Source organism: Streptomyces sp. RK62 (assembly GCF_018070255.1).
GTDB classification, from domain to species: Bacteria; Actinomycetota; Actinomycetes; order Streptomycetales; family Streptomycetaceae; genus Streptomyces; species Streptomyces nigra.
The window spans coordinates 64,370-82,106 of sequence record NZ_JAGPYD010000015.1 but is presented as its reverse complement, the minus strand read 5'-3'; the positions used below and the strand labels follow the sequence as shown (position 1 = coordinate 82,106).

Sequence of the window (17,737 nt, the reverse complement as noted above, 5' to 3'; positions counted from 1 at the left end):
TGTCCGAGACGTCCCTGCGGGAAGGCCCCATGTCACTCTCACCCACGCGTGTGCCCACGACCGGCGTACGGCGCCTGACGGCCACGCTGTACGGCTACGCGTTCCTCGACGACTTCGTCCTGCTCTACCCGGTGTACGCGCTGCTCTTCGCCGGCACCGGCCTGTCGCTCCACGAGGTCTCCTCGCTCTTCGCCCTGTGGTCGCTCACCTGTGTGCTGCTCGAGGTGCCCTCGGGCGTCTGGGCCGACCAGGTGTCCCGGCGCCGGCTGCTGTGGATCGGCCCCCTGCTCACCGCCACCGGCTTCGCACTGTGGGTGGCCGTCCCGTCGTACGCCGCCTTCGCCGTCGGCTTCGTGCTGTGGGGCGCCGGCGGAGCGCTCGGCTCCGGGGCGCTGGAGGCCCTCGTCTACGACGAACTGGACCGGTGTGACGCCGTCGGCCGGTACGCGCGCGTCATGGGCCGGGCCCGTGCCGCGCGTCTGCTGGGCACCGTGGCCTCCCTCGGCCTCGCCGGTCCCGTGCTCGCCTGGGGCGGCTACCCGGCCGTCGGCGGCGCGAGCGTCCTGGCGTGCCTGCTGACCGCCGCACTCGCCACCCGGTTCCCCGAACGGCGGGAGCGTCCCGCCACCGCCCACGGAGGCTGGGCCGAGACGCTGCGGACCGGGCTCGCCGAGGCGCGCGGCGACCGGGCCGTACGCGGCGCCCTGCTGCTGGTCCCGGCCGTCGCCGCGGTGTGGGGCGCGCTCGACGAGTACGTCCCGCTGCTGGTCCGCGACCTCGGGGTGACCGAGGCGGCCGTGCCGTACCTGGTGATGCTGGTCTGGGCCGCCGTCACCGCGGGCGGTCTCCTCGCCGGGCCCGCCGAGCGGCTCGGCACCCGGGGCCTGGCGGCGCTGCTCATGGGCGCGGCCCTCGCCCTCGCCGTCGGCGCCGCGTCGCGCACCCTGGCCGGGATCGCCCTGGTCGGGCTCGCCTTCGCCGGATTCCAGCTGGCCGAGGTGCTCGCCGACGTCCGCCTCCAGCACCGGATCGAGGAGGCCCGCCGGGCCACGCTCACCTCGGTGGCGAGCCTGGGCACCGAGCTGGCCACGGTCGCCGCGTTCGGCGCGTACGCGCTGCTCGGCACGGACCTCTCCCACGGCACCGTGTTCGCGGTGCTGGCGATTCCGTACGTCGTGACGGCGGTGGCGCTGACCAGGGCCAGGGCCGCCCCGGCGTGACGGTGAAGGGTGCGGGGGGCGGCCCCCGCACCCGGGCCGCGCAACGAATCGCCGCGAAGACGTCCACGGACGCAACGAACCGCTCACCGGCGCGCAACGGCTCCTTCTTGTCCCTGTCGGGCGCCCGACCGTACCTTCTACATGGCCCACACAACCACCCTTTCGCCCCGGTGAGGACACATGCGCACCGCCCTGCTCCAGAGCTCCGGCCGGCCCGGCTCCACCGTCGAGAACCTCAAGGTCCTCGACGAGGCCGCGGGCCGTGCCGCCGCCGCGGGCGCCGGGCTGCTGGTGGCGCCGGAGATGTTCCTCACCGGGTACGCGATCGGCGACGACATCGCCCGGCTCGCCGAGCCCGCCGACGGCGACGCCGCCGACGCGGTCGCGGAGACCGCGGCCCGGCACGGCCTCGCGATCGCCTACGGCTACCCCGAGCGCGCCGGCGACACCGTCCACAACTCCGCGCAGCTGATCTCCGCCGACGGCACCCGGCTCGCCAACTACCGCAAGACGCACCTCTTCGGCTGCTTCGAGCGCGACCACTTCACCCCCGGCGACCGGCAGGTCGTCCAGACCGAGGTAGACGGCGTCCGCGTCGGCATCCTGATCTGCTACGACGTCGAGTTCCCGGAGAACGTCCGCGCCCATGCGCTGGCCGGCACCGAGCTGCTGATCGTCCCGACCGCGCAGATGCACCCGTTCCAGTTCGTCGCCGAGTCGATGATCCCGGTGCGGGCCTTCGAGAACCAGATGTACGTCGCGTACGTCAACCGGGTCGGCCGGGAGGGGGAGTTCGAGTTCGTCGGGCTCTCCACGCTCGCCGGGCCCGACGGGATCGCCCGCACCCGCGCGGGCCGCGCCGAGGACCTCGTCCTCGCCGACGTCGACCCCGCCCTCGTCGCCGCCTCCCGCGAGGCCAACCCGTATCTGCAGGACCGCCGCCCCGGCCTCTACGGGTCCCTCGTCTGACCCTCCCCGCTCTTCCCCCGCAGTCGCAAGGAGTCCGTACCCCATGACGTCCACGGTGCCCACCGCCGTCCAGCACGCCGACGAGCAGCAGCCGCCGATCACCATGTTCGGCCCGGACTTCCCCTACGCGTACGACGACTTCCTGAACCACCCGGCCGGCCTCGGCCAGATACCCGCCACCGAGCACGGCACCGAGGTCGCCGTCATCGGCGGCGGCCTGTCCGGCATCGTCGCCGCCTACGAGCTGATGAAGATGGGCCTCAAGCCCGTCGTCTACGAGGCCGACCAGATCGGCGGCCGGCTGCGCACCGTCGGCTTCGACGGCCCCAGCACCGAGGGCCTGACCGCCGAGATGGGCGCGATGCGCTTCCCGCCGTCCTCCACGGCCCTCCAGCACTACATCGACCTGGTGGGCCTGGAGACCCGGCCGTTCCCCAACCCCCTCGCCGAGTCCACCCCGTCGACGGTCGTGGACCTCAAGGGCGAGTCGCACTACGCCGAGACGATCGACGACCTGCCGCAGGTCTACCGCGACGTCGCCGCCGCCTGGAACAAGTGCCTGGAGGAGGGCGCCGACTTCTCCGACATGAACCAGGCCATGCGGGAGCGCGACGTGCCGCGCATCCGCGAGATCTGGGCCAAGCTCGTCGAGAAGCTCGACAACCAGACCTTCTACGGCTTCCTCTGCGACTCCGAGGCCTTCAAGTCGTTCCGGCACCGCGAGATCTTCGGCCAGGTCGGCTTCGGCACCGGCGGCTGGGACACCGACTTCCCGAACTCCATCCTGGAGATCCTGCGCGTCGTCTACACCGAGGCCGACGACCACCACCGCGGCATCGTCGGCGGCTCCCAGCAGCTGCCGCTGCGCCTGTGGGAGCGCGAGCCGGAGAAGATCGTCCACTGGCCGTACGGGACGTCCCTGAAGTCCCTGCACGCCGAGGGCGCGCCCCGCCCGGCCGTCACCCGCCTGCACCGGGCCGCCGGCAACCGGATCACCGTGACCGACGCGACCGGTGACATCCGCACCTACCGGGCGGCGATCTTCACCGCCCAGTCCTGGATGCTGCTCTCCAAGATCGCCTGCGACGACTCGCTCTTCCCGATCGACCACTGGACCGCGATCGAGCGCACCCACTACATGGAGTCCAGCAAGCTCTTCGTGCCCGTGGACCGGCCGTTCTGGCTGGACAAGGACGAGGAGACCGGGCGGGACGTCATGTCGATGACGCTCACCGACCGTATGACCCGCGGCACCTATCTGCTGGACGACGGCCCGGACAAGCCCGCCGTCATCTGCCTCTCCTACACCTGGTGCGACGACAGCCTGAAGTGGCTGCCGCTGTCCGCGAACGAGCGGATGGAGGTCATGCTGAAGTCGCTCGGCGAGATCTACCCGAAGGTCGACATCAGGAAGCACATCATCGGCAACCCGGTGACCGTCTCCTGGGAGAACGAGCCCTACTTCATGGGCGCGTTCAAGGCCAACCTGCCCGGTCACTACCGCTACCAGCGGCGCCTGTTCACGCACTTCATGCAGGACCGGCTGCCCGAGGACAAGCGGGGCATCTTCCTCGCCGGCGACGACATCTCCTGGACCGCCGGCTGGGCCGAGGGCGCCGTCCAGACCGCGCTGAACGCGGTGTGGGGCGTCATGCACCACCTGGGCGGCGGCACGGACTCCACCAACCCGGGTCCGGGCGACGTCTACGACGAGATCGCGCCGGTCGAGCTGCCCGAGGACTGACCTCGGCTCAGAGCCCGGCGGCCCGCACCTTCTCGTACACCTCCGCGGCGGCGTCCTTGAGCTCCTGGGCGTCGCGCGGGTTCGTCTGGAGGTCGAGCAGGACCTCGTCGACGCCGACCTCGGCGTACGCGGCGAGGTCCGCCACGATCTGGTCGGCGCTGCCCTGGAAGGGCTGACGGTCGTCGCCGTCGTAGGGCGTGGCGGAGTACAGGGCGTTCACCCGGGGCACCCGCTCGATCGGCCGCGTACGGCCCCGCTCGGCGGCGATGTCCTGGAGCTTGCGCCACCCGGCGGCGTATCCCTGCACGTCCATGGCGACCGGGATCCAGCCGTCGCCGAGGTCGACGACCCGCCCGAGGGCCCGGTCGCCGCCCGCGGCCACCAGGACCGGGATCGGGCGCGCCGGCTTGGGGCCGACCACCGCCGCGTCGATCTTCGTCGTACGGCCCTCGAAGGACACCGGGTCCGGGCCCCACACGGCCCGGCAGACCTTGATGACCTCCTCCAGGAGGCCGCCGCGCCGGTCGTGCGGCCCGATGCCCGCGGCGGCGAACTCGTCGGTCGACCAGCCCGTGCCCAGTCCCGCCACGACCCGCCCGCCGCTCGCGGCGTCCAGGGTGGCGAGGGCCTTGGCGAGCTGGACCGGGCCGTGCAGCGGGGCGACCACGACTCCGGTGCCCAGCCGGACCCGCTCGGTGACCGCCGCTGCCAGGGTCAGCGTGACCAGGGGGTGGGCCATGCCCCGGTACCAGTCCGGCCAGGGCAGCCCCGGCACGCCGTACAGACCCTGGGTGGGCGACTCGGGGACCAGCAGCCGCTCGTAGACCCAGACGCTGTCGTACCCGGTCCGCTCGGCGGCGCGGGCCACGTCCGTCACATCCTTGGCCAGGTCGTACTGCCGCAGTTGGGGAAGACCGAGTCCGAGGCGGATGGCCATGGCGCTGAGCTCCTTCGCGATCGGCGGACCCCCATCGGCCAACGTACTGCGGGCCCGGGGAACCGCCACTCGGCGCCGGCCCTCAGTCCCGCAGCGGGGTCAGCAGCATCCGCCCGGCCAGCCCCACGGCGGCGTCCAGCCGCTCGGTGAACTCCCCGGCCAGCTCGGGGAGTCGGCGCAGCGCCCACAGGGCACGCGCCGCCGACCACGTGGCGTCCCGCGCCCGCTCCAGACTCCACGAGCCCAGCAGATGGGTGAGCGGGTCCGCGATCTGGAACAGGTCGGGACCCGGCATCAGCTCCTCGCGGATGTGCTCCTCCAGCGAGACGAGCAGATCACCCACCCGGTCGAACTCGTCCTCCAGATCGGTCGGTTCGCAGCCGAGGCTACGGCAGGCGTCCACCACGGCGAGCGCCAGATCGTGCCCGATGTGCGCGTTGATGCCCGCGAGCGCGAACTGCAGCGGGCGTACGCCCGGATGGCGGCGCATCTGGAACAGGGGCCGCCAGCAGGCGGGCGGACGCCCGGCCTCCTCGGCGGTCTCCACCGCCGTGAGATACCGTTCCGCGAACCGCACGTCCAGGGTGATCGCGGCCCGCGCGTCGGCGAACCGGCCGGTGTCGATGTGCCGGTCGACCGCCTCGGTGACGGTGAGGTAGACGCGGTTGAAGACCGCGACCCCGTCGCGCTCCGGCAGCCTCGCGTCGAGGGCGCGCATACGGGAGAGGACGGCGTCCACGGGGGTGGTGAATTGTTCGCATTGCGCCATGGGGGCAGATTCCCAGCTTTAGGGTGGCCGGAGTGACGGCGGGCCCGGCGCTTCCCCAGAACGGGGGAACGCGCCCCGCCGTGGGGGAGGGGGAGCAGGACGGTGGCAGGCTCACGCGCCCGGCGACTGGCGTCACGCAGGGACGCGCGCAGAAGGTCCGCACGGCGCAGCGCCATGGTCGCGGCGGCCTCGGTCGTGGTGGCCGCCGGAGCGACGACCGGGCTGCTCTCCGCCGTGGACGGCGGCCCCGACCCCGCGCAGGCCGGGCCGTCCGGGACGCGGTCGGTGCGCCTGGACGCGCTGCCCGTCGCGCCGTCCCCGTCGGCCTCGCCGAGCGCGTCCCCGTCCCCGTCGGCCTCCCCGAGCCCGCGGCGGACGCCGTCCGCGACGCCCTCGAGGACTCCTGAGCGGACCCAGCGCGCCGCGCCGGTCTCCACCCGGCTCTACCGCCACCCCGACTCCCAGGTGCTCGAGTGGGTTCGCGACCACACCGGCGACCCCCGGCACGCCGTCATACAGTCCCGGATCGCCGCCCAGCCGGCCGCCGTCTGGTTCGCCGACTTCACCCCGGGCACCATCACCGCCCGGGTCCGCGCGGTCACCTCGGGCGGCGCCGCGCAGGGCCGCACCCCGGTGGTCGTGCCGTATGTGATCCCGGACCGGGACTGCGGCGGGTACTCCGAGGGCGGTGCGCCCGACCTGGCCGCGTACGACGCGTGGATCGACCGGTTCGCCGCCGGGCTGGGCTCCGGTGATGTCGTCGTCGTGCTGGAGCCGGACTCCGTCGCCCAGTCCGAGTGCCTCTCGGAGCGGGAGCGCGCCGCGCGCTTCGCGTCCCTGGCCCGGGCCGGACGGGTCATCAAGTCCGCCAACCCCCGGGCCCGGGTGTACTACGACGCCGGGCACTCCGGCTGGCACTCGCCGGCCAAGCAGGCGGCGTGGCTGCGGCAGGCGGGCGCCGCGTCGGCCGCGTCCTCCGACGGCGTCTTCAGCAACGTCTCCAACTTCCACACCACGGCCGCCGAGATCGCCTACGACCGGCGGGTCCTCGACGCCCTCGGAGGCGGCCCGGGGCTGGGCGCCGTCATCGACACCAGCCGCAACGGCGCCGGGGCCCCGCCGGACGGCGAGTGGTGCGACCCGTCGGGCCGCAAGCTGGGCCGGGCGCCCACGCTGGCGACCGGTGAGGCCCGGATCGACGGCTATCTGTGGGTGAAGCTGCCGGGGGAGTCGGACGGCTGCAAGGGGGAGCCCGGCACCTTCACCGCCTCCTACGCCTACGAGCTGGCGCGCTGAGGGCCCTCGCCGGCCGCGTTGCCCTCGTCGTACGACGACGTGCCCTCGTCGAGCAGCGGGTGCTGCGTCCGCAGATGGGCCGGGGCGAACGCCCGCAGCGCGTGATAGCCGGTGATGACGACGAGCGTGCCCAGCGCGATACCGCTCAGCTCGAAGGTGTCGGTGATCTTCAGCGTCACATTGCCGACGCCGATGATGATGCCCGCGGCGGCCGGCACCAGGTTGAGCGGATTGCGCAGGTCCACCTCGGCGTTGATCCAGATCTGCGCGCCGAGCAGGCCGATCATGCCGTACAGGATGACGGTGATGCCGCCGAGGACACCGCCGGGGACGGCGGCCACGACCGCGCCGAACTTGGGGCAGAGCCCGAAGAGGAGGGCGAAGCCGGCGGCGGCCCAGTAGGCGGCGGTCGAGTAGACGCGGGTCGCGGCCATCACGCCGATGTTCTCGGAGTACGTCGTGTTGGGCGGGCCGCCCACGGCGGTGGACAGCACCGAGGCGGCGCCGTCCGCGGAGATCGCGGTGCCCAGCTTGCCGTCGAGGTTGTCGCCGGTCATCTCGCCGACGGCCTTGACGTGCCCGGCGTTCTCGGCGACCAGGGCGATGACCACGGGCAGCGCGACGAGGATCGCGGACCACTGGAAGGACGGGCCGTGCAGATCGGGCAGGCCGATCCAGTCGGCGCTGGAGACGCCGGACAGGTCGAGCCGCCAGTGGTCGGTGAGCTTGCCGCTCGCGTCGACCGAGTGGATACGGCCGAAGACCCGGTCGAACACCCAGGACAGTCCGTAGCCGAGGACCAGGCCCAGGAAGATCGCGATCCGGGACCAGAAACCGCGCAGGCAGACCACGGCCAGACCGGTGAAGAGCATCACCAGCAGGGCCGTCCACTGGTCCTGCGGCCAGTAGGTGGAGGCCGTCACGGGGGCGAGGTTGAAGCCGATCAGCATCACCACCGCGCCGGTCACGATCGGCGGCATCGCGATGTGGATGATCCGCGCCCCGAACCGCTGCACGGCCAGGCCGACCAGGAACAGCGCCGCGCCGACCACGAGGACCGCGCCGGTCACAACCGCGCTCGACCCGCCGTCCGCCCGGATGACGGCCGCGACGCCCACGAAGGACAGCGAGCAGCCGAGGTAGCTGGGCACCCGGCCGCGTGTGGCCAGCAGGAAGATCACGGTCGCGACACCCGACATCATGATCGCCAGATTGGGGTCGAGACCCATGAGCACCGGGGCGACGAAACTGGCCCCGAACATCGCGACCACGTGCTGGGCGCCGAGCCCGACCGTGCGCGGCCAGGACAGCCGTTCGTCGGGGCGGACCACGGCGCCGGGCGCCGGAGTGCGTCCGTCGCCGTGCAGTTTCCAGCGGACGCCGAGATCCATGGTGCGGTTTCGCTTTCGTCGTGCGAACGAGGGGTCCGGACCATTGTCGGGTACACCGACCGGGCCGCCGACCCGGGGCCACCTCGGCTTCTGAGCGTCCGCTTAGGATGGGTGAATCTTCTAGTACCTCCCCGGGAGTCCCGCCGTGACCGCCGAAGCCCTGCCCCTGTCCGCCCCGTCCCACGGCCGGCTCGTGCCCGTCACCGTGCACTTCGACGACCTCGACGCGCTCGGGCTGCTGCACAACGCCCGCTACCCGCTGATGGTCGAGCGGGCCTGGACCGAGCTGTGGCAGGAGCACGGCTTCCGCTTCGAGGGCGACTGGGTGGCCGCGGGCGACGCCTGCAACGCCGTCAAGGAACTGCGCATCACCTACGAGGCCCCGGTGACCAGGCCCGGCACCTACGCCGTGCACCTGTGGCTGGAGCGGCTGGGCACCACCGGGCTGACGTACGGCTTCCGCTTCTGCTCGGCCGACGGCGCGGTGACCTACGCGCACGGCAGCCGGGTGCTGGTCCGGCTCGACGCCACGACGCTGCGGCCGGCGCCGTGGAGCGAGGAGTTCAGGGCCGCGGGTCGCGAACTGCTGCGTCCGGGCGGCTGACCTTCGGGCGGTCGCGGTCGGCGGTGCGCAGGACGCCCGCGAACAGCGCCAGGCCCGAGGCGAGCAGCGTGACCAGGCAGAACGACACCATCAGACTGGTCAGCTGGGCGAGCCCGCCGATCGCGCTGGGGGCGACCAGCCCCGAGGTGTAGGTGATGGTCGCGACGCCCGCGATGGCCAGGGACGGGTTCGAGCCGCTGCGGCCCGCCGCCGCGAAGCACAGCGGCACGACCACCGCGATCCCGAGGCCCAGCAGCGCGAACCCGGTCATCGCCAGGGCCGGCGCGTCCGCGACCACGACCAGCAGCCCGCCGAGCGTGGCGAGGACGCCGCTGAAGCGGACCGTGCGTACCGAGCCGAAGCGGTCCACCACCCGGTCGCCGGCGATCCGGGCGATCGCCATCGTGAGCGTGAAGCCGGTCGTGCACGCGGCCGCCAGACCGGCGGAGGTGTCCAGCTGGTCCCGCAGATACACCGCCGACCAGTCCAGGCTCGCGCCCTCCGCGAAGACCGCGCAGAACCCGACCGCGCCGATCAGCAGCGCGGACCGGGGAGGCAGCGCGAACCGCGGCGGCGCCTCCTCGTCCTCGGCGGCCTGGAGGTCGAGCACCCACTGGCAGGCGGCCACCCCGAGCACCGTCAGCACGGCCGCCGCGAGGGCGTGGTGGAGCCGGGCGTCCGAGCCCAGGTGCGCGGCGAGGGTGCCGGCCGCGGAGCCGATCAGGGCGCCCGCGCTCCACATGCCGTGCAGCCCGGACATGATCGAGCGGCCCAGGCGGCCCTCCACCTCGACCCCGAGGGCGTTCATCGCCACGTCCGCCATGCCCGCCGTGGCGCCGAACAGGAACAGAGCCACGCAGAGCGTGAGCAGGTCGGGTGCCAGTGAGGGCAGCGTCAGGGCCAGCGTCCACAGGGCCATCAGCCCGCGCAGCGCGTTGCGGGCGCCGAAGCGGTGGCTGATCCTGCCCGCGAGCGGCATCGCCAGGGAGGCGCCGAGCGCCGGGAACGCGAGCGCGAGACCGAGCTGGCCGGCGCTGACCCCCGCGTGGTCCTGGATCCACGGCACCCGGGTCGCGAACGACCCCGTGACGGCGCCGTGCGCGGCGAAGACGGCGGCCACGGCGTACCGGGCACGCCTGACCTCCCGCAGGTCGTAGACCTTTCCACCGGTCCCACCCATGAAGTGACCCCCTCCTGGCCTCCGCGTCCGCGCGGTCCGGCCGTAAACTATCAGGAACCCTGCCTGATAGATAGGGTGCCCGAGCGCCGCCCGCCGCCGCGCGGCCCCGCCGATCTGGAAGGATCCCGGCATGCCCGCATCCCCGAGCACCGCCCGGGCCATCAACGACCGGCTCGCCCTGCGCCTGCTGCAACGCGAAGGCCCGCTGACGGCCGGACAGTTGAAGCAGCTGACCGGGCTGTCCCGGCCGACCGTCGCCGACCTCGTCGAGCGCCTGACCGACGCCGGGCTGATCACCGTCGTCGGCGAGGCCGGCGAGCAGCGGCGCGGCCCCAACGCCAAGCTGTACGGCATCGTCGCCGGCCGCGCCCATCTCGCCGCGCTGGACGTCCGTACCGAGGGGGTCGCGGTGGCCGTGTCCGACCTGGTCGGCACCGTGCTCGCGGAGGCGTCCGTGCCCATCGGCGGCGACACCGGAACCGGGCCCGCCGTGGAGCGGGCGGTCGCCCTCGTCGAGCGGGCCGTGAAGGAGGCCGGGGCGGACCGGCCGCACACCGTGGGCATCGGCGCCCCGGGCCTGATCGACCCGGCCAGCGGCGAACTGCGCGACTCCTCGGGCCTGCCGCAGTGGCACCGCGCCCTCGTCGCCACCCTCCAGGAGCGCTTCCCCGACGCACGCGTCAGCGTCGAGAACGAGACCAACCTCGCCGCCCTCGCCGAACAGCGCGACGGCGCCGCCCGCGACCGCGACACCTTCGTCCTGCTCTGGCTCGGACACGGCACCGGCGCCGCCGTCGTCCTCGACGGGAAGCTGCGCCGCGGCGCCTCCGGCGGAACCGGCGAGATCGGCTTCCTGCCGGTGCCCGGTACGACGGGACTGCCGTCGGCGACCGACTGCGCGGGCGGCTTCCACTCGCTCGCGGGCTCGGCCGCGATCACGCGGCTGGCGGCGGAGCACGGGTTGACCGCCGAGGGCGCCCAGGCCCCGGACGCCGCCCGCCTGGTGGGGGAGGCGGTGGCGCGGACCGGCGGGGGCGAGGACGACGCCGCCCGGCGGTTCCTCGACGTCCTCGCGGACCGGATCGCGCTGGGCGTGGCCTCCGTCGTCGCCGTCCTCGACCCCGGCTGTGTGGTGCTCGGCGGCGAGGTCGGGCAGGCCGGCGGCGCCCCGCTCGCCGCGCTGGTCGAGGAGCGGGTGCGGCGGATGTCCCCGCTGCCGGCCGCGGTGCGCCCGAGCGACCTCGGCGGCACCGCGGTCCTGCGCGGAGCGCTCCTCACGGCCCGGGACCAGGCCCAGGACGAACTGTTCGCGCCACCAGGGCGGAGTGCCTAGCTCCGATGGCCAAATCGCCGGTCCAGGTACTCCTCGAACGTCCCCTTGCCCACCGCGTGCTCCGGAGCGAGATGCCCGCCGGCGCGGAAGGCGCGGTACGCCGCGCCCCACAGCGGGACGCTCACGACGAGCCGCCTGCGGCCCGTGGCCTTGAGAAAGGAACGGGCCAGCGAGTCGAAGGTGCGCACCTCGGGACCGCCGATGTCCGCCACCCGCCCGGCGGGCTCGCCCTCGGCCAGTTCGGCCAGCCGGTCCGCGACCTCGGCCACCTCGATCGGCTGGTCCTTCACCCGGGCCGGCAGCAGTACGACCGGCAGCCTGGCGAGCGCTCCCAGCACCCGCGCGAGCAGATCGTGGAACTGGGTCGCGCGCAGCACGGTCCAGCCCAGCCCCGACTCCTCGACCAGCCGCTCCACGGCGTGCTTGCTCCGGTAGTAGCCGAACGGCACCCGGTCCACGCCGACGATCGAGATGTAGACGAGGTGCCGCACCCCGGCCCCGCGCGCGGCCGCGATCAGATGCCGCGCCGCCTCCTCGTCCCCGCCGTTCGGCGAGCTGGCGCAGTGCACCACCGTGTCCACGCCCGCCATCGCGGCGTCCAGACCGGGCCCGCCCTTGCGCAGATCGACGGCGTACGGCTGGGCGTGCCGGCTGAGCACCCGCACCTCGTGCCCGTCCGCCCGCAGCCGCTCGGTGACGAGCCGGCCGAGCGTTCCGGTCCCGCCGGTCACCAGCATCGTGGTCATCGTGTTCAGCCCCTTCGCGACGCGGACACTCCCGGTTCGGAGCATCCCTCGCAGTCCTCGACGGAGCATCCCGGGGAGATGTGACATCCCGCGGACGAAAAAGGGGCGCTTGGGGAGACCCGGCGGCGGGCAAGGGCCGTCGTCACCGCCGCCGGGCGCTCTCGTGGGGGCGGCAGGGCGCCGAGCCCCTGCCGCGCACCGCTGACAGTAGAGAGGACTAGACCAGAGCGTCAATAGGTATGGACCAATCCCAAGCGTGCTCGCACACACGGGAGTTGAGGGCACCGCCGTCCGCCGGGAAAGTCCAGCGAAGGGCGCTGTGAGCCACCCCACACCCTTCGCCCGTATGGACGCCCACCGGTCGTGGCACACTGGCCATGTACCACAAGCAGCGCACTCCGGGGTCGGTGAAAGTCCGAACCGGCGGTTACAGTCCGCGACCCGGTCGCCTCCAGCGACCGGTTGACCAGGTGAAATTCCTGGACCGACGGTTAAAGTCCGGATGGGAGGCAGTGCGCGGCGGGCGAGCCTTGTGCGCGCCGCCGTACCGGTTCGTCCAAGGGGCGGACCCTCGTCCGGCGTCGCCCCGGTGTTCTCGCTCGTCCATTCCGCCGTCATCGGCAGCCCCGGAGTCCGTGCCCCTATGCGGCAGGAGGACCCGGGAAGTGTTCACCGGAATCGTCGAAGAGCTGGGCCACGTCACGGCCGTCGAGACCCTCGGCGACGCCTGTCGCTTCCGACTGCGCGGTCCCGTCGTCACCGACGGCGCGAAGCACGGCGACTCCATCGCGGTCAACGGCGTCTGCCTCACGGTCGTCGACCACGAGGGCGACGAGTTCACCGCCGACGTCATGGCCGAGACCCTCAAGCGCTCCAGCCTCGGCGCCCTCACCGTGGGCTCCCGCGTCAACCTGGAGCGGCCCACCGCCGTCGGCGACCGGCTCGGCGGCCACATCGTCCAGGGACACGTCGACGGCACCGGCCAGGTCCTTCAGCGCACCCCCTCCGAGCACTGGGAAATCGTGAAGATCTCCCTCCCCGCGGACCTCTCCCGCTACGTCGTGGAGAAGGGCTCCATCACCGTCGACGGCATCAGCCTCACCGTCGTCGACGCCGGACCCGACTACTTCACCGTCAGCCTCATCCCGACCACCCTCGACCTGACCACGCTCGGCCACAAGCAGCCCGGCGACCCGGTCAACCTCGAGGTCGACGTCATCGCCAAGTACGTCGAGCGGATGCTGGGCGACCGCCTCTCCTCCGAAGGGACGGCCACCCGGTGAACTCCCTGAACTCAGAGGCCTTCACGCTCTTCGGCCAGCACATCCTCTGGTCGGACATGATCGGCAATCTCTTCGGCCTGGCCGCCCTCGCCCTCGGCTGGCGGCGCTCCCTGTGGACCTGGCCCGTGCAGTTCCTCGCCGGACTGATCCTCTTCGGCGCCTTCTTCGGGCACCTCACCGGCAGCGCCGGCAAGCAGGCCGTCGTCATGGTCGTCGCCCTGTACGGCTGGTGGCAGTGGCAGCGCGGCAAGGGCCGCGGCGAGGACGGTCACATCGCCGTCCGGTTCGCCACCTGGACCGAGCGCGCCGTCATGCTCGGCGCGGCCGCCGCCGGCACCGTCGGCGTCGCGCTGCTCTTCAAGGCGTACCCGACCCTGTCCTGGGACCCCTGGCCCGACGCCTACATCTTCGTCGGCACCGTCGTCGCCATGTACGCCCAGGCGCGCGGCATGGTCGAGTTCTGGTTCGCCTGGCTCCTCGTCGACCTGGTCGGCGTCCCCCTCAACTTCGCCAACGGCTACGCCTTCTCCGGCTTCGTCTACGTCATCTACGGCGCACTCGTCCTGTGGGGCATGCGCGACTGGTGGCTGCGCTCCCGCAACGGCGCGCGGCCCGTCCTGGAAGGAGCGCCGGCATGACCACGGCACCGATTCTGTACAGCGCCGAGAGCGCCGAGGACCTGCGGCTCGACCCGATCGAGCGCGCCATCGCCGACATCGCGGCCGGCCGGCCCGTCGTGGTCGTCGACGACGAGGACCGCGAGAACGAGGGCGACCTCGTCATCGCCGCCGAACACGCGACCCCCGAGATCGTCGCCTTCATGATGAGCGAGTGCCGCGGACTGATCTGCGCGCCCATGGAGCCCGACGAGCTCGACCGGCTCGAACTGCCGCAGATGGTGGCGGACAACACCGAGTCGATGAAGACCGCGTTCACCGTCTCCGTCGACGCCTCCGGCGAGCACGGCGTCACCACCGGCATCTCCGCCTCCGACCGCTCCACCACGCTGCAGCTCCTCGCGAGCGGCACGGCCCAGCCGTCGGACCTCGTCCGCCCCGGCCACATCTTCCCGCTGCGCGCCCGGCCCGGCGGCGTCCTCGTCCGCAACGGACACACCGAGGCCGCCGTCGACCTCGCCCGGCTCGCCGGACTGCGCCCGGCCGGCGCCATCGTGGAGATCGCCGGCGAGGACGGCGAGATGCTGCGGCTGCCCGAGCTGATCCCGTTCGCCCGCAAGCACGGCCTGACCATCGTCTCCATCGCCGACCTGGTCGCCTACCGCCGCGAGGCCGAGCACCCGAAGGCCGTCGAGCCGACCGCCCCGGACGACGAGCGGCTCGCCGCCGACTCCACCGTCCGGCGCGAGGCCGAGGTCCATCTCCCCACCGCCCACGGCACGTTCACCGCCTACGGCTACCGCTCCACCGTCGACGGCGTCGAGCATGTCGCCCTTGTCCACGGCGAGATCGGCGACGGCGAGGACGTCGTGGTCCGCGTCCACTCCGAATGCCTCACCGGGGACGTCTTCGGCTCGCTGCGCTGCGACTGCGGCCCCCAGTTGGAGGCGGCCCTGGACCGCATCCAGGAGGAGGGCCGCGGTGTCGTCGTCTACCTGCGCGGCCACGAGGGCCGGGGCATCGGCCTGATGTCCAAGCTGCGCGCCTACGAGCTTCAAGAGCGCGGCCGCGACACCCTCGACGCCAACCTGGAGCTCGGCCTGCCCGCCGACGCCCGCGACTACGGCGCCGGCGCGCGGATCCTCGCTGACCTCGGGGTGCGCAGCGTCCGTCTGCTGACCAACAACCCCGACAAGTCCGACGCCCTGCTCGCCCATGGCATCCAGGTCGCCGAGCGGGAGCCGATGCCCGTCCAGGCGGGCGAGCACAATCTGCGGTACCTGCGCACCAAGCGCGACCGGATGGGGCACGACCTGCCCTGGCTGGACCCCGAGGCCGTGGTCCCGGCCCCCACCACCCTGTCCACCTGCACCACGCAGTAGGACCAGCAGGATCAGTAAGACCAGCAGGACCAGCAGGACCAGTAAGACCTGTAAGACCACACCGAGGAGACACGAGAACGTGAGCGGCAAGGGCGCACCGGAGCTGTCCGTACGCAATGTGGGTGACCTGCGGGTCGCCGTCATCGCGGCGCAGTGGCACGAGAAGGTGATGGACGGACTGGTCGACGGCGCGCTGCGCGCCCTGCACGACCTGGGGATCGACGAGCCGACGCTGCTCAGGGTCCCCGGCAGCTGGGAGCTCCCGGTGGTCGCCAAGGTCCTCGCGGGCCGCGGCTACGACGCGATCGTGGCGCTTGGTGTCGTCATCCGTGGCGGCACCCCCCACTTCGAGTACGTGTGCCAGGGCGTCACCCAGGGCCTCACCCAGGTCTCGGTCGACACCGGCGTCCCCGTCGGGTTCGGCGTGCTGACCTGCGACACCGAGGAGCAGGCCCTGGACCGGGCCGGGATCGAGGGCTCCTCCGAGGACAAGGGGCACGAGGCGGTGACCGCGGCCGTGGCCACGGCGGCGACCCTGCGCTCAGTATCCGAACCCTGGCGCTGACGAACGGCACATGTGGCATAGGCTGAGCGTCACCATGTCCAAGAAGACGTTCGAGGAGCTCTTCACCGAGCTCCAGCACAAGGCAGCCCAGGGCGATCCCGCCACCTCCCGTACCGCCGAACTCGTCGAGAAGGGCGTCCACGCCATCGGCAAGAAGGTCGTCGAGGAGGCCGCCGAGGTCTGGATGGCCGCCGAGTACGAGGGCAAGGAAGCCGCCGCCGAGGAGATCTCGCAGCTGCTCTACCACGTCCAGGTGATGATGGTCGCCCGCGGGATCTCCCTGGACGACGTCTACGCCCACCTCTGAGCACCACCACCCCACACCCCACGCACCCGCGAAACGAAGGAAGCCGACCTCATGCTGCGCATCGCCGTCCCCAACAAGGGTTCACTCTCCGGCCCTGCGGCGGACATGCTGCATGAGGCCGGCTACCAGCAGCGCCGCGAGTCCAAGGAACTGCGGATCGTCGACCCGGTCAACGAGGTCGAGTTCTTCTACCTCCGCCCCCGCGACATCGCGATCTACGTCGCCTCCGGCCAGCTCGACATCGGCATCACCGGCCGCGATCTGCTGATCGACTCCGGCGCCGACGCCGAGGAGATCCTCCCGCTCGGCTTCGCCCGCTCCACGTTCCGCTTCGCCACCAAGCCGGGCACCGTCGGCGGCGACCTCGCGGACCTCAAGGGCAAGACGATCGCCACCTCCTACGAGGGCATCGTCGCCAAGTACCTCGCCGACCACGGCATCGACGCCTCCGTCGTGCACCTCGACGGCGCCGTCGAGACCGCCATCCAGCTCGGTGTCGCCCAGGTCATCGCGGACGTCGTCGAGACCGGCACCTCGCTGCGCAACGCCGGCCTGGAGGTCGTCGGCGAGCCGATCATGAAGTCCGAGGCCGCCGTCATCCGCCGTACCGGCGCGGAGCCCGACGACCCCAAGGTGCAGCAGTTCCTGCGCCGCCTCCAGGGCGTCCTGGTCGCCCGGACCTACGTGATGATGGACTACGACTGCCGCGTCGAGCAGCTGGAGAAGGCCGTCGCCCTCACCCCGGGCCTGGAGTCGCCGACCGTCTCGCCGCTGCACAACGAGGGCTGGGTCGCCGTCCGCGCCATGGTCCCGGCCCGCGAGGCCCAGCGGATCATGGACGACCTGTACGACATCGGCGCCCGCGCCATCCTGACCACGGCGATCCACGCCTGCCGCCTCTGACGCACGAGATGTCCTACGAGAGCCCCGACATGTCCGAGCTGCCCCCGCTTCCCGTCACCTTCCGGCCCGGCCGCACCCGCGGCATCCTGCTCACCGCGGGCGCCGCGATCTTCGTCGTCATCACGGCGGTCGCGCTGCTGCTGGAGAAGCTCGGACCGGGCGAGCGGCTCAGCTTCATCCTCACCGGCGCGCTGATGTTCGGCGTGCTCGCCCTGCTGGCGCGCGTCCGGGTGGTCGCCGACGAGGCCGGTGTCACCGTGGTGAACATCGCATCGCGGCGCCGCCTGGCCTGGGCCGAGATCGTCCAGGTCAATCTGCGCCCCGGCGACCCGTGGGTGTTCCTCAACCTGAGCGACGGCACCAGCCTGCCCGCGCTCGGCATCCAGCCCGGTATCGCCAAGGCCAAGGCCATCGCCGACGCCCGCGCTCTGCGCGCCCTCGCCGAGGCCCGCTCCGCGGAGGGCCCTCAGGGCTGACCCGATACCCATAGG

Annotated in this window: 18 protein-coding genes and 1 riboswitch; of the genes, 13 read left to right on the top strand and 5 right to left on the bottom strand. The window is 72.7% G+C overall.

Annotated features, from left to right (window positions below; genetic code table 11):
• The first annotated feature begins 29 nt into the window (after positions 1–29).
• The 3 genes from KBY32_RS27120 (at position 30) to KBY32_RS27110 (ending at position 3,933) form a co-directional block, all read left to right on the top strand.
• On the top strand, positions 30–1,220 hold the full coding sequence (locus KBY32_RS27120) for an MFS transporter (RefSeq protein ID WP_210981980.1): 1,191 nt from the start codon (positions 30–32) through the stop codon (positions 1,218–1,220).
• 180 nt (positions 1,221–1,400) lie between these two features.
• A complete protein-coding gene (locus KBY32_RS27115) occupies positions 1,401–2,189 on the top strand; it encodes a carbon-nitrogen hydrolase family protein (protein ID WP_210981979.1) in 789 nt (262 codons plus the stop codon).
• Positions 2,190–2,232: 43 nt separating this feature from the next.
• Positions 2,233–3,933 (top strand): NAD(P)/FAD-dependent oxidoreductase, encoded by a 1,701-nt coding sequence (locus KBY32_RS27110; protein ID WP_055623750.1) that lies wholly within the window; start codon positions 2,233–2,235, stop codon positions 3,931–3,933.
• A 7-nt stretch (positions 3,934–3,940) separates the two neighbouring features.
• Here the strand turns inward: KBY32_RS27110 and KBY32_RS27105 are convergent, their stop codons facing one another.
• Positions 3,941–4,870 carry an LLM class F420-dependent oxidoreductase gene (locus KBY32_RS27105; protein WP_210981978.1) on the bottom strand — a complete coding sequence of 310 codons (930 nt, stop codon included), beginning with the start codon at positions 4,868–4,870 and terminating at the stop codon, positions 3,941–3,943.
• An 82-nt stretch (positions 4,871–4,952) separates the two neighbouring features.
• A complete protein-coding gene (locus KBY32_RS27100) occupies positions 4,953–5,639 on the bottom strand; it encodes a DUF5995 family protein (protein WP_055623748.1) in 687 nt (228 codons plus the stop codon).
• Between the two features lie 174 nt (positions 5,640–5,813).
• On the opposite strand from KBY32_RS27100, the gene KBY32_RS27095 reads away from it, so the two are divergent.
• Positions 5,814–6,935, top strand: a complete 1,122-nt coding sequence (locus tag KBY32_RS27095) for a glycoside hydrolase family 6 protein (RefSeq protein WP_055623747.1) — start codon at positions 5,814–5,816, stop codon at positions 6,933–6,935.
• On the opposite strand, the gene KBY32_RS27090 is transcribed toward KBY32_RS27095, so the two are convergent.
• Positions 6,917–8,326: a uracil-xanthine permease family protein gene (locus KBY32_RS27090; protein WP_210981977.1), complete on the bottom strand. Its 1,410-nt coding sequence runs from the start codon at positions 8,324–8,326 to the stop codon at positions 6,917–6,919. The genes KBY32_RS27095 and KBY32_RS27090 overlap by 19 nt on opposite strands.
• A gap of 145 nt (positions 8,327–8,471) precedes the next feature.
• On the opposite strand from KBY32_RS27090, the gene KBY32_RS27085 reads away from it, so the two are divergent.
• Positions 8,472–8,930 carry a thioesterase family protein gene (locus tag KBY32_RS27085; RefSeq protein WP_055623746.1) on the top strand — a complete coding sequence of 153 codons (459 nt, stop codon included), beginning with the start codon at positions 8,472–8,474 and terminating at the stop codon, positions 8,928–8,930.
• Here KBY32_RS27085 and KBY32_RS27080 read toward each other — a convergent pair.
• Positions 8,890–10,110, bottom strand: a complete 1,221-nt coding sequence (locus KBY32_RS27080; protein ID WP_055623745.1) for an MFS transporter — start codon at positions 10,108–10,110, stop codon at positions 8,890–8,892. The two genes, KBY32_RS27085 and KBY32_RS27080, sit on opposite strands and share 41 nt — an antisense overlap.
• 130 nt (positions 10,111–10,240) lie before the next feature.
• Here KBY32_RS27080 and KBY32_RS27075 point away from each other — a divergent pair, with 130 nt between their 5' ends.
• A complete protein-coding gene (locus KBY32_RS27075) occupies positions 10,241–11,443 on the top strand; it encodes an ROK family transcriptional regulator (protein ID WP_210981976.1) in 1,203 nt (400 codons plus the stop codon).
• Here KBY32_RS27075 and KBY32_RS27070 read toward each other — a convergent pair.
• Positions 11,440–12,189, bottom strand: coding sequence for an SDR family oxidoreductase (locus KBY32_RS27070; RefSeq protein WP_210981975.1), 750 nt, complete (start codon positions 12,187–12,189; stop codon positions 11,440–11,442). The two genes, KBY32_RS27075 and KBY32_RS27070, sit on opposite strands and share 4 nt — an antisense overlap.
• A 389-nt stretch (positions 12,190–12,578) precedes the next feature.
• Positions 12,579–12,709, top strand: a riboswitch (FMN riboswitch).
• Between the two features lie 145 nt (positions 12,710–12,854).
• On the opposite strand from KBY32_RS27070, the gene KBY32_RS27065 reads away from it, so the two are divergent.
• From KBY32_RS27065 to KBY32_RS27035, 7 genes are all read left to right on the top strand, one after another.
• Positions 12,855–13,472, top strand: coding sequence for a riboflavin synthase (locus tag KBY32_RS27065; RefSeq protein ID WP_210981974.1), 618 nt, complete (start codon positions 12,855–12,857; stop codon positions 13,470–13,472).
• The gene (locus tag KBY32_RS27060; protein ID WP_055623742.1) at positions 13,469–14,110 is read left to right on the top strand and encodes a nicotinamide mononucleotide transporter family protein; all 642 of its coding nucleotides are present in this window, start codon (positions 13,469–13,471) and stop codon (positions 14,108–14,110) included. Before KBY32_RS27065 ends, KBY32_RS27060 begins: the two co-directional genes overlap by 4 nt.
• The gene (locus KBY32_RS27055; protein ID WP_210981973.1) at positions 14,107–15,471 is read left to right on the top strand and encodes a bifunctional 3,4-dihydroxy-2-butanone-4-phosphate synthase/GTP cyclohydrolase II; all 1,365 of its coding nucleotides are present in this window, start codon (positions 14,107–14,109) and stop codon (positions 15,469–15,471) included. The genes KBY32_RS27060 and KBY32_RS27055 overlap by 4 nt, the downstream gene beginning before the upstream one ends.
• A gap of 79 nt (positions 15,472–15,550) precedes the next feature.
• Positions 15,551–16,036: a 6,7-dimethyl-8-ribityllumazine synthase gene (gene ribH, locus KBY32_RS27050; protein ID WP_004002733.1), complete on the top strand. Its 486-nt coding sequence runs from the start codon at positions 15,551–15,553 to the stop codon at positions 16,034–16,036.
• Positions 16,037–16,070: 34 nt separating this feature from the next.
• Complete coding sequence (locus tag KBY32_RS27045; protein ID WP_003988914.1) at positions 16,071–16,343, top strand: phosphoribosyl-ATP diphosphatase; 273 nt, start codon at positions 16,071–16,073, stop codon at positions 16,341–16,343.
• A 51-nt stretch (positions 16,344–16,394) separates the two neighbouring features.
• The gene (gene hisG / locus KBY32_RS27040) at positions 16,395–17,246 is read left to right on the top strand and encodes an ATP phosphoribosyltransferase (RefSeq protein ID WP_055623740.1); all 852 of its coding nucleotides are present in this window, start codon (positions 16,395–16,397) and stop codon (positions 17,244–17,246) included.
• A 29-nt stretch (positions 17,247–17,275) separates the two neighbouring features.
• Complete coding sequence (locus KBY32_RS27035; RefSeq protein ID WP_055623825.1) at positions 17,276–17,722, top strand: PH domain-containing protein; 447 nt, start codon at positions 17,276–17,278, stop codon at positions 17,720–17,722.
• Positions 17,723–17,737: the final 15 nt, after the last annotated feature.

Coding starts and splice junctions, on each gene's coding strand:
- KBY32_RS27120 (WP_210981980.1), top strand. CDS start 30: ATGTCACTCTCACCCACGCGTGTGCCCACGACCGGCGTACGGCGCCTG.
- KBY32_RS27115 (WP_210981979.1), top strand. CDS start 1,401: ATGCGCACCGCCCTGCTCCAGAGCTCCGGCCGGCCCGGCTCCACCGTC.
- KBY32_RS27110 (WP_055623750.1), top strand. CDS start 2,233: ATGACGTCCACGGTGCCCACCGCCGTCCAGCACGCCGACGAGCAGCAG.
- KBY32_RS27105 (WP_210981978.1), bottom strand. CDS start 4,870: ATGGCCATCCGCCTCGGACTCGGTCTTCCCCAACTGCGGCAGTACGAC.
- KBY32_RS27100 (WP_055623748.1), bottom strand. CDS start 5,639: ATGGCGCAATGCGAACAATTCACCACCCCCGTGGACGCCGTCCTCTCC.
- KBY32_RS27095 (WP_055623747.1), top strand. CDS start 5,814: ATGGTCGCGGCGGCCTCGGTCGTGGTGGCCGCCGGAGCGACGACCGGG.
- KBY32_RS27090 (WP_210981977.1), bottom strand. CDS start 8,326: ATGGATCTCGGCGTCCGCTGGAAACTGCACGGCGACGGACGCACTCCG.
- KBY32_RS27080 (WP_055623745.1), bottom strand. CDS start 10,110: ATGGGTGGGACCGGTGGAAAGGTCTACGACCTGCGGGAGGTCAGGCGT.
- KBY32_RS27075 (WP_210981976.1), top strand. CDS start 10,241: ATGCCCGCATCCCCGAGCACCGCCCGGGCCATCAACGACCGGCTCGCC.
- KBY32_RS27070 (WP_210981975.1), bottom strand. CDS start 12,189: ATGACCACGATGCTGGTGACCGGCGGGACCGGAACGCTCGGCCGGCTC.
- KBY32_RS27055 (WP_210981973.1), top strand. CDS start 14,107: ATGACCACGGCACCGATTCTGTACAGCGCCGAGAGCGCCGAGGACCTG.
- KBY32_RS27045 (WP_003988914.1), top strand. CDS start 16,071: ATGTCCAAGAAGACGTTCGAGGAGCTCTTCACCGAGCTCCAGCACAAG.
- hisG (WP_055623740.1), top strand. CDS start 16,395: ATGCTGCGCATCGCCGTCCCCAACAAGGGTTCACTCTCCGGCCCTGCG.
- KBY32_RS27035 (WP_055623825.1), top strand. CDS start 17,276: ATGTCCGAGCTGCCCCCGCTTCCCGTCACCTTCCGGCCCGGCCGCACC.